This window comes from Zhurongbacter thermophilus, assembly GCF_026184435.1.
Taxonomy (GTDB): Bacteria; Coprothermobacterota; Coprothermobacteria; order Coprothermobacterales; family JAADFF01; genus JAADFF01.
On sequence record NZ_CP046447.1, the window covers coordinates 884306 to 898133 of the forward strand.

General features: G+C 40.8%; 13 protein-coding genes. 4 read left to right on the forward strand and 9 right to left on the reverse strand.

What is annotated here, in order from left to right; all coding sequences use genetic code 11:
* Positions 1 to 52 precede the first annotated feature (52 nt).
* Complete coding sequence (locus tag GM182_RS04270; protein WP_449185889.1) at positions 53 to 1057, forward strand: DUF4388 domain-containing protein; 1005 nt, start codon at positions 53 to 55, stop codon at positions 1055 to 1057.
* 81 nt (positions 1058 to 1138) lie between these two features.
* Here the strand turns inward: GM182_RS04270 and serS are convergent, their stop codons facing one another.
* Genes serS through ileS form a run of 4 tightly spaced genes read right to left on the reverse strand, consistent with a single transcriptional unit; the run spans position 1139 to position 6446 of the window.
* The gene (gene serS, locus GM182_RS04275; RefSeq protein WP_449185890.1) at positions 1139 to 2410 is read right to left on the reverse strand and encodes a serine--tRNA ligase; all 1272 of its coding nucleotides are present in this window, start codon (positions 2408 to 2410) and stop codon (positions 1139 to 1141) included.
* Positions 2411 to 3349 (reverse strand): RluA family pseudouridine synthase, encoded by a 939-nt coding sequence (locus GM182_RS04280; RefSeq protein ID WP_449185891.1) that lies wholly within the window; start codon positions 3347 to 3349, stop codon positions 2411 to 2413.
* Complete coding sequence (locus GM182_RS04285) at positions 3328 to 3684, reverse strand: signal peptidase II (protein WP_449185892.1); 357 nt, start codon at positions 3682 to 3684, stop codon at positions 3328 to 3330. Before GM182_RS04285 ends, GM182_RS04280 begins: the two co-directional genes overlap by 22 nt.
* A gap of 29 nt (positions 3685 to 3713) precedes the next feature.
* Positions 3714 to 6446, reverse strand: coding sequence for an isoleucine--tRNA ligase (gene ileS, locus GM182_RS04290; RefSeq protein ID WP_449185893.1), 2733 nt, complete (start codon positions 6444 to 6446; stop codon positions 3714 to 3716).
* An 85-nt stretch (positions 6447 to 6531) separates the two neighbouring features.
* Here ileS and queD point away from each other — a divergent pair, with 85 nt between their 5' ends.
* From queD to folP, 3 genes are read left to right on the forward strand one after another with little or no spacing between them, the layout of a single operon-like run.
* A complete protein-coding gene (gene queD / locus GM182_RS04295; RefSeq protein ID WP_449185894.1) occupies positions 6532 to 6921 on the forward strand; it encodes a 6-carboxytetrahydropterin synthase QueD in 390 nt (129 codons plus the stop codon).
* A complete protein-coding gene (gene folE2, locus GM182_RS04300; protein ID WP_449185895.1) occupies positions 6887 to 7687 on the forward strand; it encodes a GTP cyclohydrolase FolE2 in 801 nt (266 codons plus the stop codon). Before queD ends, folE2 begins: the two co-directional genes overlap by 35 nt.
* Positions 7675 to 8889: a dihydropteroate synthase gene (folP, locus tag GM182_RS04305; protein ID WP_449185896.1), complete on the forward strand. Its 1215-nt coding sequence runs from the start codon at positions 7675 to 7677 to the stop codon at positions 8887 to 8889. The genes folE2 and folP overlap by 13 nt, the downstream gene beginning before the upstream one ends.
* A 27-nt stretch (positions 8890 to 8916) precedes the next feature.
* Here the strand turns inward: folP and GM182_RS04310 are convergent, their stop codons facing one another.
* From GM182_RS04310 to hutU, 5 genes are read right to left on the reverse strand one after another with little or no spacing between them, the layout of a single operon-like run.
* Positions 8917 to 9354, reverse strand: coding sequence for a Fur family transcriptional regulator (locus GM182_RS04310; RefSeq protein ID WP_449185897.1), 438 nt, complete (start codon positions 9352 to 9354; stop codon positions 8917 to 8919).
* The gene (locus GM182_RS04315) at positions 9351 to 10007 is read right to left on the reverse strand and encodes a ComF family protein (RefSeq protein ID WP_449185898.1); all 657 of its coding nucleotides are present in this window, start codon (positions 10005 to 10007) and stop codon (positions 9351 to 9353) included. The genes GM182_RS04310 and GM182_RS04315 overlap by 4 nt, the downstream gene beginning before the upstream one ends.
* On the reverse strand, positions 9998 to 11212 hold the full coding sequence (gene hutI, locus GM182_RS04320) for an imidazolonepropionase (RefSeq protein ID WP_449185899.1): 1215 nt from the start codon (positions 11210 to 11212) through the stop codon (positions 9998 to 10000). The genes GM182_RS04315 and hutI overlap by 10 nt, the downstream gene beginning before the upstream one ends.
* Positions 11209 to 12135 carry a glutamate formimidoyltransferase gene (gene ftcD / locus GM182_RS04325; protein WP_449185900.1) on the reverse strand — a complete coding sequence of 309 codons (927 nt, stop codon included), beginning with the start codon at positions 12133 to 12135 and terminating at the stop codon, positions 11209 to 11211. The genes hutI and ftcD overlap by 4 nt, the downstream gene beginning before the upstream one ends.
* Before the next feature lie 3 nt (positions 12136 to 12138).
* The gene (gene hutU / locus GM182_RS04330; RefSeq protein WP_449185901.1) at positions 12139 to 13803 is read right to left on the reverse strand and encodes a urocanate hydratase; all 1665 of its coding nucleotides are present in this window, start codon (positions 13801 to 13803) and stop codon (positions 12139 to 12141) included.
* Positions 13804 to 13828 lie beyond the last annotated feature (25 nt).

The following is a 13828-nucleotide window of genomic DNA, read 5'->3' on the forward strand; positions in this document are numbered from 1 at the left end:
TGTATAATTTTTTTACACAATATTGATAATTACCCAGAAAGGGGGCAAACATATGCCACTGGAAGGCTCTCTAAAAGAGTTCAACCTGTTTGAGGTACTATCACTCTTAAAAGTCGCCGGAAAAACAGGTAAACTTGTTGTGAACCTTAGCAACGGAAAATCAGGGGAGATATACATCTTAGACGGGAAACCCATTCATGCTGTTTTCGGCAATAACATGGGCGAAGATGCCCTGTTAAAGATGGTAAAAGAAAGAGATGGAACATTCCTATTTACCTTAGGTGCTGTGACCACAGAAAAAACTATTATGACCGATACCGAAGAACTTATTTCCCGTATTGAAGAAAAGGAAAAGGAACTCCAAACACTTATTGACCAAATTGGAGATATTCACAAGTACCTTGCATTCAACACAAACATCAACGATGACATGCTTCTTACAATGGAAGAATGGTTATTCTTACCCAAAGCCTTTAGCGGAAAACCTATCTACCAGATTGCAGAAACATTTGAAAAAGGTGAACTGGCAGCTTATGAAATAATTGTTGAACTGCTAAAGAAAAATGCTGTAGTCGTTAGCTCAAAACCCACAATATTGTCCATAGAGGGAGAACCTATAAAAGTTACTCCTTCGACAAGAACTACTTCCACACCAAGTCAAACAGCTTCCGTCAAAACCCAACCTGCTCAGGTTACGGATAGCAAAAAATCAACACCGGCAGCTACTCAAACTCCATCAACATCCCAAACCACAACAGGCGCCACGAGTGGTCAACTAACCAGACCACTAAAGGCAAAGGTAAAACTAAAAGCATACATGTCCACTACTGGAACAGAAGTATGTTGGGTAGACTCTACTCTTCTTGAGGAATGGCAAAGTATACTTGGTGCTCCCGTCACAATGGTGGAAATACAAGCACCATCTGGCAAAAAGAGTAAAGTACCTGTAAAAACAGAAGAGGGCATTGGTGATACAATCTATCTGCTACCTATTACCAGCTTTAGACTTCGTCTCAGTGATGACGATGTCGTTCAGGTAACTCCTATTAAGGGATGAATCAAACCACCAAAAACATATAAGGGGAGCCTTTTAAGAGCTCCCCTTATATTTTATTTTTAAGTCAACTCTTCGCTACTTTTACTCTATTACCTCCATACCATGCATATATGGTCTCAAAACCTCTGGCACAATAACCTTACCATCAGGAGTCTGGTAATTTTCAAGAATAGCAGCCATAGCTCTACCAACAGCTACACCAGAACCATTGAGCATATGCACATAGTCCTTTGTGCCATCTTTTCTAATAAACTTAACATTAGCCCTCCGAGCCTGAAAGTCCGCGGTATTACTGCAGGAAGAAATTTCTACATATCTACCATAAGATGGCATCCATACTTCAATATCATACGTCTTTGCCGCAGAAAAACCCATATCACCAGTCGAGAGAACAATAACCCTATATGGCAAACCGAGGAGTTGCAGCACCTCTTCAGCATTGGCAACAAGCTTTTCTAACTCCTCAAAAGATGTTTCAGGGGTTGTCAGCTTCACCATCTCAACCTTGTCAAACTGGTGCCTACGAATAAGCCCCCTTGTATCTTTACCAGCGGAACCTGCTTCTCTTCTAAAACATGGCGTATATGCCGTGTAATATAAAGGCAAATCTTCTTCTCTTAAAGTTTCACCGGCATGGAGGCCTACTAAGACAAGCTCTGCCGTTGGTACAAGGAATAGATCATCTTTCTCACAGTGATACATATCCTCCTCAAACTTTGGAAGATGCCCTGTGGCAGTTGCTATATCGCGCTTAACAAGATATGGTGGCCATATTTCCTTGTAGCCATGCTTCTGAACATGAAGATCGAGCATGAAATTGATAAGGGCCCTCTCCATCAAAGAGCCTGCCCCACGAAGCAATGCAAACCTAGAACCAGAAAGCTTAGCCGAACGCTCAAAGTCAAGAATACCCAGCTTCTCACCAATTTCCCAGTGAGGAAGCACATCGTCTTTGCCCTTTTCCGGAGTGCCCCATTTTCTTACCTCTACATTATCTTTATCGCTTTCACCCAGTGGCACAGATTCATGTGGGATATTTGGTATTTCATAGCGAATAAGATTAATCTCCTCTTCAATAGTATCAAGCTCTTTCTCCAAAGATTTTATTTCCTGTTTGACACGAGACATCTCTTCTAAAATACTAGAAATATCCTCACCTGCACGCTTCTTTTCCCCAATCTCTTTACTTTTAGCATTGACATAAGTACGCAACTCCTGCAGTCTTGTTGTAAGTTTTCTTCTCTTTTCATCGAGCTCAAAAAATTTGTCAAGAACATCTGTAGGATAATAACGTTTCTTCAAAGCTTCATAAAGCTCATCCTTATGTTCTCTAATAAATTTAATGGTATACATCTACCTCACCTCCAGTCTCTTCCAAGCCTCTAACAGGTCCTCTGGAAGAGGCTCCATAAAAGCAAGCTTTTCTCCTGTGAATGGATGTATAAATTTTAGCACAATTGAATGCAAAAATACACGAGGCGCAAGGATTGCAGATACTTTATTACCATAAACAGAATCTCCCAAAGGATATAGGTTCATATGTCGCAAATGCACACGTATTTGATGAGTTCTACCTGTAGATAAAATTGCACGTATTATAGATATATATCCATATTCTGTGTTTACTGTTCTCAGAACATGAAAAGTTGTCTGTGCATGTTTACCCCATGGCACAACGGACATACGCATTGGCACATGGGGATCTCGGAATATGGGAGCTGATACAGAAAAGGTCTCTCCCGGTACTGTTCCCAATGCGGCAACACGATATTCCCTATAAACATCTTTATTCTTTATCATTTCTACCAGCACTTGATAGGCTCTCTTACTTCGTGCTACTATCATGAGCCCACTAGTCTCTTTATCAAGACGGTGAACAATACCAGGTCGTCCCTCTCCGCCAACTCCGATAATTTCTGGATATCGATTAATAAGTCCGTTAACAAGGGTTTTATCAGGATTACCACTACCGGGATGAACAACAATACCTGCAGGCTTTGAAATAATAATAATATCGTTATCTTCCCATACTACCTTAAAGGGAACATCTTGCGGTTCCAACGATGTAGTATCAACAATCCGCCACTTCACAGAAATATTACTACCAGCATGGACTTTAAAAGATGGCTTAGTAATATGCTTATCATCAACAGTTACTCCCTGCTGTTTTATGAGGTCACTAATCATACTCCGAGAGAAACCTTCTTCTTTCAATTGAAAGTGCAATACCTTATCAAGTCTTTCTGATGAATCAGCAGAAAAAGATAGATTTATGTCTTTATAATTTGCCATGCCAGTAGAATCACCCCTACATCAATCATAACATCGGCTAGATTGAAATATGTATGTCCAACTATTGGCAAAAAGGGTATATGAAGATAATCAATAACATAGCCATAAACAAGGCGGTCAAGAACATTGGAAAAGCCACCAAGAAGGATAAGAGATAGCCCACACGAAGGATATTTGTAGGCATAAATAGATAATAACAAAAGAACAATAAGAGAAATTATATCTATATAGGGAACACTAACACCAAATGTAGCTCCCCTATTGGCAAGGAAACGGAAGGTTATCCCCCCAATAATCTTGAGTGAATAACCTTCCAATGCTATCCATTTAAGCACACGGTCTAAAAAGAAGACCGAAAGTGCTACTATTCCGAATGTTTTAGATCCAGTGCACATTCCAGACATAGGTCAGGATAATCAGGATCTGCTCCAATATCAGTCTTCACCTTCCAACATCTGGGGCATTTTTGTCCTTCGGCCTTGGAAACCTCAACCTTCAAATCATCTCCTTCGTAAACCTCTACGTGTGAAACAATGAGAAGTTCTTCCAGGTCAATGCCAGATTCCTCAAGAACAACTTTATCGGTAGGTTTTAGCCATACTCTCACAGAAGCATCAAGATTGTGACCAAGCACCTTTTCAGCCCTGAGCTTTTCTATCTGCTCGTTGGACAGCTCTCTTATAGACAAGGCTATTTCCATTGCACGCTTCTCTTCATTGGATATATCAAAGTTATGAATATCAAACTTAGACAGGAAGATACTCTCTTCAGAGACAAAGCCCCTTTCCTTCAGTGCATCCCACATGTCTTCGGCGGTAAACGGAATAATAGGAGCAAGAATCTGAGCAAATGTCTTGGCAATATAGTAAAGGGCTGTCTGTGCACTGCGACGTTTTAGGCTCTTCTTAGGTCTCAAATAGAGTCTGGACTTTACAGCATCAAGATACACTGCAGAAAGAACACGAGATACAAAAGGAAGGAGTATTCCATGCACACTATAGTAATCAAATTCATCATATGCCTTCATAATTCTTCCAACCTGGTCGTAGAATTTCCATAGAATCCATCGGTCTAGTGGAAGCATTTCATCAAATGGAACCAAATCTTTTTCGGGCTCAAAGTCAAAAAGATTGCCCTCAATAAATCTAAATGTATTTCTGAGCTTTCTATATGCATCAACTGCCCCTTTTATGACTGTTTCACCAAACATAATGTCTGCTGTATAGTCCAGCATAGCAAGGGCATATCGCAGGATGTCCGCACCATACTTTTCACTAACCTCAATGGGATCAACACCATTGCCCAGAGATTTTGACATAGGTCTCCCCTTCTCATCAAGGGTAAAACCATGTGAAACAACCGCTCTATATGGAGGATGCCCTTTATATGGAATAGAAGTAAGAAGACTTGTCTGGAACCAACCTCTGTGCTGGTCATATCCCTCAAGATACAAATCAGCAGGATGATGATGTTCAGGCCACTGTTCAAGAACAGCTGCATGAGACACACCACTATCAAACCAGACATCAAGAACCTCATTAGTTTTTTCAAAGTGGGTACCACCACATTTAGGACATCTAAATCCTTCTGGTAAGAAATCCTCTACATCATGGGTAAACCAAGCATCAGAGCCCTCTTCCCTCACATAAGAAATAAACTTACGCATAACTTCAGGATCGAGGAATGTATGTCCACATTCCTTACACCTCAGTGCCGGAATGGGCACACCCCAAAGTCTCTGACGGGATAGACACCAATTAGGTCTAACTTCTATCATAGAACGGATACGGTTGACAGATTGTGGAGGATACCACTTTACATCACCCAGTGCCTCTATTGCCTTCTGACGATACTTATCTACATCAATAAACCACTGCTCAATGGCACGGAAAATGATAGGGTTGTGACACCTCCAACAATGAGGATAAGAGTGTCTTATGGTACCACTATACAGAAGTCTTCCCTTGCGATTAAGCAGGTCAAGCACAATATCATTGGCATCTTTATAAAACACACCCTCAAGGAAACCGGCTTCTTTTGTATATTTACCCTCGTCATCAATAAACATAACAATAGGAAGGTTCTTTTCCATGGCAACCTGATGATCTTCTGCACCATGACCAGGTGCCATATGAACAAGACCAGTACCATCTTCCATAGATACAAAATCTGCGGTGACAATAATAGATGTCTTGTCATCATATATCGGATGTTTAACTGTAATTCCCTCAAGTTCGCTACCCAACACTTTTCCAATAATTTCGTACTCTTCCCAACCTATTGCCTTAGCTACTTCCTCTATCCTCTTCTCAGCTATAAGAAATACTCTATCACCAACTTTTACCTTTACATAATGTTCAGCCGGATGAACAGCAATCGCTACATTGGCAGGCAGTGTCCAAGGAGTTGTTGTCCAAATAACAGGTGAAAAATCAGTATCTATAGGATCAAATGCCACAAAAATAGAATGGGAAGTTTTTTCCTTATACTCAATCTCTGCCTCAGCAAGGGCTGTTTTACAATGAGGACACCAATAAACAGGTTTATGTTCTCTGATAATATAACCATCTTCGACCATCTTGGTAAGCACTTCTAGCTCTTTTGCCTCATAGTGAGGTTGGAATGTAGCATAGAAGTTATCCCAATCACCAAATACACCTAAACGTTTAAAACTCTCCATTTGAACACCAATAAAGTGCTCTGCTATTTTTTTACACTCTGCTCTCCACTGAACAGGATCCATCTCCTCATGGGTCTTGCCAGTTTTCTTTTTTACAGCATTTTCTATAGGCAGACCATGAGTATCCCATCCGGGAACATAAAGAACTTTTTCTCCTTTAAGAAAGTGATATTTATTGGTAATGTCCTTCAGAACCTTATTGAGAGCATGTCCCAAATGAATATTACCGTTGGCATAAGGAGGACCATCGTGAAGAACAAATACTTTTGCATCCTTTCTAGCCTCTTTCATTCTGTTATATATATCCATTTCAATCCACTTTTTCAGTCTCTCAGGTTCTCTTTTCGTTAAACCTGCACGCATTGGGAGAAATGGCTTAGGCAAATTAATTGTATGATCGTATTTTCCCTTTCCCACATTCAACACCTCCCGGAGTATATATGAGTATTCTACTATATCAAATACTATTATGATATATTATGCGTGAAGGGAGGGAGAACAATTGCTGCTAAAAAAACAATTCCATTTTCATAGTGCCCATTATCTACCCTCATACAAGGGTAAGTGTGAAAAATTACATGGACACACCTATAGACTTGAGGTTACCGTCGAAGGTGATCCTGACGAAGAAGGTATGATTATAGATTTTGGAGACCTGAAACGCATTGTCAACGAAGAGGTTATATCCAAACTTGACCATGCCCTCATAAATGACATTATCAAAGTGCCATCTGCAGAGTATATAGGTGTTTGGATATTTGGCAAGATTTTCTCTAGATTGCAAAGAGAATTTCCCCACATAAAACTCGTATCTGTTGAAGTATGGGAAACAGATACATCATCGGTGGTGGTATTTTATGAAGACTTTGAGAGATATTCAGAGCGAATTTGACGATAGAAATATCCCCCTCCGCAGGGTAGGTATACGAGATATTAAGTATCCACTGAAGGTCATGCGTAAAGATGGGGGTATCGTTGATACCATAGCCACATTCAATCTATATGTTAATCTACCACATCATTTTAGGGGCACACACATGAGCAGATTTGTTGAAGCCCTTGAAGAGTTCAATGAAATGCTTTCATGGGAAGATTTAAAGGCCTTTGCCATAAAGCTCAAAGACAAACTCAGTGCTGAGGCCTCTCACATTGAAATATTCTTTCCTTTTCTCATACGCAAAAAGGCCCCAGTCTCTGGAAAACCATCTTACATGAATTACGATGCCCACATAGAGGCTATCTTGAAAGGCAACACATTCTCCATACTTACTGGGGTAAAGGTACCGGTCCATACGCTTTGCCCTTGCTCTAAGGCCATAAGCAAGTATGGAGCTCATAATCAAAGGGCATTTGTAGATATCACTGTAAAAAGCACAAAGATTGTATGGTTAGAAGAACTTATTGAAATAGCCGAAAAAGGATCAAGCCATGGATTATATGCCCTACTCAAAAGGGTTGATGAAAAACACCTGACAGAATATGCTTATGACAATCCCAAGTTTGTAGAAGATGTGGCCCGAGATGTTGCCACTATGCTTATCAATGATGAGCGTATTAAATGGTTTAGTGTAGAAGTAGAAAGTATGGAAAGCATCCACAACCATCAGGCGTACGCATCAGTGATATGGGAAAGGGGGAATGGATTTTGGACAGCATAAAGAGTAAAGTGCAAATGTTATCTTCTATCACCGACATTGCCAGAGAGGTAAAAAATGTCGGTGCCGATCTATCAACGATCTCTATTTTTACAGCCAAAGGGAAAATCGTGCCTATAAAACTGTATGATCTCGTCCCAGCCGCTGCCAACATCATTAAACAAGAAATGTTAGCACTGGGCGGAGATGCCATAGTTCACAGAAACGCTATCAATTGTAAGATTGAAGCTTCTGATGTTCTTCTACTTGGAACACCAAGACACTATAGATACCTAAAGGAAAAACTGGCCTACATGCCCTATTGGGGATTGAAAGAGATAGGCGAAGAGATTGTAACTATTTTGGAAAAACCTGCCATACCAGACCCCATGACTACACCACATGGCATTCTGTCGTTTAACAAACCACTTATTATGGGTATTATTAATACAACTCCTGATTCCTTCTTCTCAGGTAGCAGAAAGCAAGCTCTTGAAGAAATAGTAACCGCTGCCAAACAAATGATAGAAAATGGAGCCGATATTTTGGACATAGGTGGCGAATCAACAAGACCGGGAGCAGATCCCGTATCTTTGGAAGAAGAACTGAACAGGGTTATTCCTGCCATAAGAGCAATTAGAGAAGAAGTTAGCAAAGATATTATTATCTCAATAGATACATATAAGGCTAAGGTAGCAGAAGAAGCACTAAAGGCTGGAGCTGATATTATCAATGACATTAGTGGGCTAAGATTTGATGAGAACATGGTAAAGGTAGCTACTGAGTGGAATGTACCCGTTATTATCATGCACATTAAAGGCACTCCAAGAAATATGCAGAAAAACCCACACTATGACAACTTTATCAAGGAATTACACGAATACTTTATAGAGCGGATTGATTACGCTATCACACATAGTATAGACGAGAAAAACATTATATTAGACCCTGGTATTGGTTTCGGAAAGAGACTCCAGGATAATGTCAATATATTTAATCAGATAGAGGGTATGCTCATGTACGGTAGACCTATACTAATAGGAGCATCTCGCAAATCAATGATCGGCATGATACTTGATGGCATTCCACCAGAGGAAAGACTGGAAGGCACTTTAGCACTAACAACATTGGCTGTAGACAGAGGAGCACACATTATTAGAGTCCACGATGTCAAGGAAAACAGAAGAGTCGCCGACATCGCATACTATTTAAAAACGCATAGATGATAAAAAGAGGGGGATAAATCCCCCTCTTTAATTTTTAGATGATTCCTCTTTACAGTATTTACATACACCGTAGATAATCAGCTGGCCTGTAATTGCCTCATGTCCATCGGCAGTAGCTGTAGCCTTTAGCACAGGCATGATATCAACATCAATATCGTATACCCTACCACACTTAATACACTTGAAGTGGGCATGAGGTGAAGTATTGATATCATATCTCACGCTTCCATCTTCAATGAGGAGCTCCTGCACAATACCTCTCTCAACAAAGGAATTAAGAATGTTGTACACAGAAGATAGAGATATACGATAACCTTGTTTATCCATTGCCTTTTTGATATCATCAGCTGTTGGGTGTATGCGATTTTCCATAAGAAACTTGAGAATATAAAGACGGTGACTAGATACCCTCAGTCCTTTTTCCCTCAGTATCCTCTCAAGATCTTTCTCACTCACAGCATTCATATCACATCACTCCATTTCGGTGTTCTCGCCAAGGTTATAGTATATAGTTTTTTTATACCATAACCAACAGCAAGATTTTTCAGGCTCTTTAGAGTACTACCTGTTGTAACAATATCATCCACAATTAAAACAGGTCCTCCAACTTTTGGAACCTTTCTATTTATATTATACACGTTTTTTAAATTGTTTCTTCTCTTATCCGCAGACAGTATGTGCTGTGAATGAGTTTTTGTCTTAACAAACAGATGAATAATAGGTTTTTCCATAATATCGGATATCCCCATAGCAATCAAGAAAGGCATGGAAAACATTGTTTGTTTAAACTCTTTACTATGGTGGGGAACATATGTAATGTGCTGAAAATATTGGCTAGCCTCTGTATTTTTCAGATAAAGACCCATATACTGTCCCAGTCTGTAAGCCACACGAAATTGTTTATGCTTTTTTATATCTAAAATAATCTCACGAGCTCTACTTGAATAATACCAAAACCACCAGTGCTTATCAGATGAAAAATCTGTATTTTCCTGAAAAAACAGAAAATGCGACTGGCAAAAAACATCCCCAGCCGCACCGCAAACCACACAACGATTGTTTCCCACAACATCGGCAATAGAAATAACACTACGAAAATATAAAGGCACTAAATCCATACATTACTATCCTCATGTTCATACACAATATGTTCTCCTTTAAAGACAGCCTTTACAGGAGACACACCAAACAGATATCCCAGGTATTCTAAGTTATCGACTTCAAGGGCTATAAGATACGCCTTTTTACCTGCATTTACCTGTCCTCTATCGCTCAGTCCCAGTGCCCTGGCAGCCATGATAGTAATAGCAGGGATAATACGCTCAAGCGGAATACCAAATCTCGTGATAGCTATATCTACCATCGTCCAAGTAGAAATAACAGGACTACTACCAGGATTGAAATCGGTTGCCATGGCGAATGGCATGCCTATCTCATCAAGTAATCTTAGTGTACGAGTTAAATCTTCTTTCAAAAGATAGACAGTTGGAGGTAAAAGTGTAGGAATAGTGCCATGCTCTTTCATCACCGTAAGGTCTTCTCTCTCAACCTTGATAAGATGGTCGGCAGACAATGCCCCAAGCTTAGCAGCCTCTTTAGATATTCCAGTATGTTTTAGCTCTTCGGCATGAACTTTAATGGCGAATCCCAGTTCTTTAGCTCTGGTAAATATTTTCAATGCTTCAGACACATTATAAGCTGTCTCATCACAAAAAACATCTACAAAATCGGCAAGTTCCTTCTCTCTTATCTCTGGAAGTGTTCTACCTACAATCTCTTCTATATAATCGTTTCTATCCCTGTCTTTGGGAACAGCATGAGCACCAAGATATGTGGCATACACATCTACATCATGCCAAGCACCCGTATTGCGTATAATCTTTAGGAGGCGAATCTCACCTTCATGGGTTAGGTCATAACCAGACTTGACCTCTACAGTTAGGGCACCATTTTTCAAGAAAATATCCAGACGCTTTTTTAAAAGTGAAGCAAGTTCCTCATCTGATGCCTGCCTTGTCTTTGACATGGTAGACAGTATACCACCACCTGCCTTGGCAATTTCCACATAGGATGCTCCTTGCATACGCATGTGAAACTCTGATGCCCTGTCACCGCCAAATATAGCATGGGTGTGGGGCTCTACAATAGCAGGCATAATAATGCTTTTACCAAAGTCATATACCTTGCCATCAAAGCTATCAGGCAAAGAGGGGAGAACATCTTTGATGTTCTCCCCTTCAATAACGATATATCCACTGAGTATGTCATAGCCAATACCACTATCTTTAGGCGATACAACATGATCTGAGTGTATGGCTATCACTTTGTGTCATCCTCCTCAGAACTAAGCAGTGTTCGGTATACCATTTCATCAAGTATCTGCTCTCTCTTAAACCCATGTGCTTGTAAATAATATTTAAAGACTCCCACTAATGCATCAAGAGGCACGAGCCCTATAATCTCACTCTCTACAGGTAGTACCCCATATCTGAGGGCCTCTCTTTTAACAAGCTCAAATACCTTGGGAATAGGGGTTTTCTTGAAATTGAGAATATTCATAGTAACTTGTGCAAGACCTCTTTCCTCGATAAACACACCTTTAGCTTGGACATTTTTCAATCCACCAGAAGATTCTCTTACAGCCTTAGCTATCTTCTTTGCGATTTTCACATCTGAGGTATTTAAATATACATTGTATGCAATGAGGAATTGCCTTGCACCAGTAACAGTAGCACCAGCAGAAGGATGAGGTTGAGGTTCACCAACATCGGGATGCCATTTAGGATCTTTCATCTTCTCTGCCAGTCCCTCAAATTCACCCTTGCGTATATCGGGAAGTCTATATTTATGTGGCTCTTTAGCAGCCTCGGCATAAAAGTATACAGGCACTTTCAATGTCTCCCACAATTTCTGTCCAAATTCGTACGCAAGTTCTACACAATCTTTCATAGAAACTCCCATAAGAGGTACAAAAGGTACCACATCAACAGCCCCTAACCGAGGATGTTCACCTTGATGATGTCTAAGGTCTATGTGTTTTACAGCAACCTCGGCTCCCCTCAGCATAGCCTCAACTGCCTTTTCTGGAGGTGCAATACAGGTAACAACACTACGATTATGATCAGCATCCATAGACCAGTCTATAACCTTAACACCATCAACGCTTTCAATAGCCTTTACAATTTCCTCAACGACCTCTTTTCTACGTCCTTCTGAATAGTTAGGCACACATTCGACAAGCTTCATATATTATTTCTCCTCCTCCCTCTCAAGCATTGGCATCCATATACGATTCTTCTTTGCAGTTTCTTTGGCTATATCATATCCAGCATCAGCATGGCGCACAACACCCAAACCTGGGTCGTTCCACAACACCCTTCTCAATTTCTTGGCTGCAAGGTCACTACCATCTGCAACAATGACAACACCTGCATGTATACTATATCCAATACCAACACCACCACCATGATGGACAGACACCCATGTGGCACCACTGGAAGTGTTAAGCAGGGCATTAAGGATAGGCCAGTCCGCAATGGCATCAGAGCCATCAAGCATAGCCTCTGTCTCTCGATATGGGCTGGCGACAGAACCGGTATCGTGATGATCCCTTCCTATAACAATGGGAGCAGAAACCTTTCCGTTTTTCACTAGCCAATTAAAGATCTGACCAGCCTTATCTCTCTGTCCGTGGTTGAGCCAACATATACGAGCTGGCAGTCCCTGCCAATGAACTTTCTTCTGGGCCATCTTAATCCATGTGTGAAGATGCTCATCTTCAGGGAACAGCTCCAATATCGCCCTATCTGTCTCGTAAATATCTCTGGGATCACCAGACAGTGCTACCCATCTAAATGGACCACTACCCTCTGCAAATAGTGGGCGAATAATCTCCGGCACATACCCCTTAACATCAAATGCATTTTCAACACCATTGTCATATGCAAATCTTCTAATATTGTTTCCATATTCAAAGGCTATAGCTCCCTGTCTCTTCATCTCAAGGACAGCTTCCCAATGCTTCACAACAGTTTCTGCAGCTTTTTTCATATATGTCTCTGGATCCTTCCTTCTTAGTTCAGCAGCCTCTTCTATGGTCATGCCAGCAGGAATATAACCATTCAGTGGATCGTGGGCTGCTGTCTGGTCTGTAACAATATCGGGAATCCAGCCTCTCTTGATAAGCTCTGGATACACATCACCGGCATTGGCAAGCAAACCAACAGACAACGGCTTCTTGTCTTTTTTGGCCTCTTCAACAAGTCTTAAAGCTTCATCAAGATTATCGGTCCAGGTGTCAAGATAACCAGTATCTATTCTTCTCTTAATCATTCGTGGGTCAATCTCCACAGCAAGCATAACAGCACCATTCATAGTTGCTGCCAGTGGCTGGGCTCCACCCATCTCACCAAGACCTGCCGTAAGAATAACTTTACCAGTCAAATCACCACCAAAGTACTTCTTGGCAGCACCATAGAATGTTTCATATGTTCCCTGCAATATACCCTGTGTGCCGATGTAGATCCAGCTTCCAGCTGTCATCTGACCATACATAATAAGTCCTCTTTCTTCTAGCTCACGGAAATATTCCCAGTTTGCCCATTTAGGCACAAGCATTGAGTTTACAATGAGTACACGAGGTGCCCACTCGTGTGTTTTGAAAACGGCAACAGGTTTACCAGACTGAACAAGCAATGTGTCATCTTCATTCATGTTCTTCAAAGTTTCAACAATAGCATAGAAAGATTCCCAATTTCTAGCAGCTTTACCTGTTCCACCATAAACAATAAGATTAGCGGGATCCTTTGCCACTTCTGGATCTAAATTGTTCATAATCATTCTCAGCGGAGCCTCAAGCTGCCAACTCTTCGCATGCAGTTTTACCCCTCGTGGGGCACGGATAATAGGTGCCATACAATCATCCCCCTCCATTTATGAT

Excerpts from the sequence above, each read along its gene's own strand:
- GM182_RS04270 (WP_449185889.1), top strand. The coding sequence starts at position 53 with ATGCCACTGGAAGGCTCTCTAAAAGAGTTCAACCTGTTTGAGGTACTA.
- serS (WP_449185890.1), bottom strand. The coding sequence starts at position 2,410 with ATGTATACCATTAAATTTATTAGAGAACATAAGGATGAGCTTTATGAA.
- GM182_RS04280 (WP_449185891.1), bottom strand. The coding sequence starts at position 3,349 with ATGGCAAATTATAAAGACATAAATCTATCTTTTTCTGCTGATTCATCA.
- folE2 (WP_449185895.1), top strand. The coding sequence starts at position 6,887 with ATGAAGACTTTGAGAGATATTCAGAGCGAATTTGACGATAGAAATATC.
- GM182_RS04310 (WP_449185897.1), bottom strand. The coding sequence starts at position 9,354 with ATGAATGCTGTGAGTGAGAAAGATCTTGAGAGGATACTGAGGGAAAAA.
- GM182_RS04315 (WP_449185898.1), bottom strand. The coding sequence starts at position 10,007 with ATGGATTTAGTGCCTTTATATTTTCGTAGTGTTATTTCTATTGCCGAT.
- ftcD (WP_449185900.1), bottom strand. The coding sequence starts at position 12,135 with ATGAAGCTTGTCGAATGTGTGCCTAACTATTCAGAAGGACGTAGAAAA.
- hutU (WP_449185901.1), bottom strand. The coding sequence starts at position 13,803 with ATGGCACCTATTATCCGTGCCCCACGAGGGGTAAAACTGCATGCGAAG.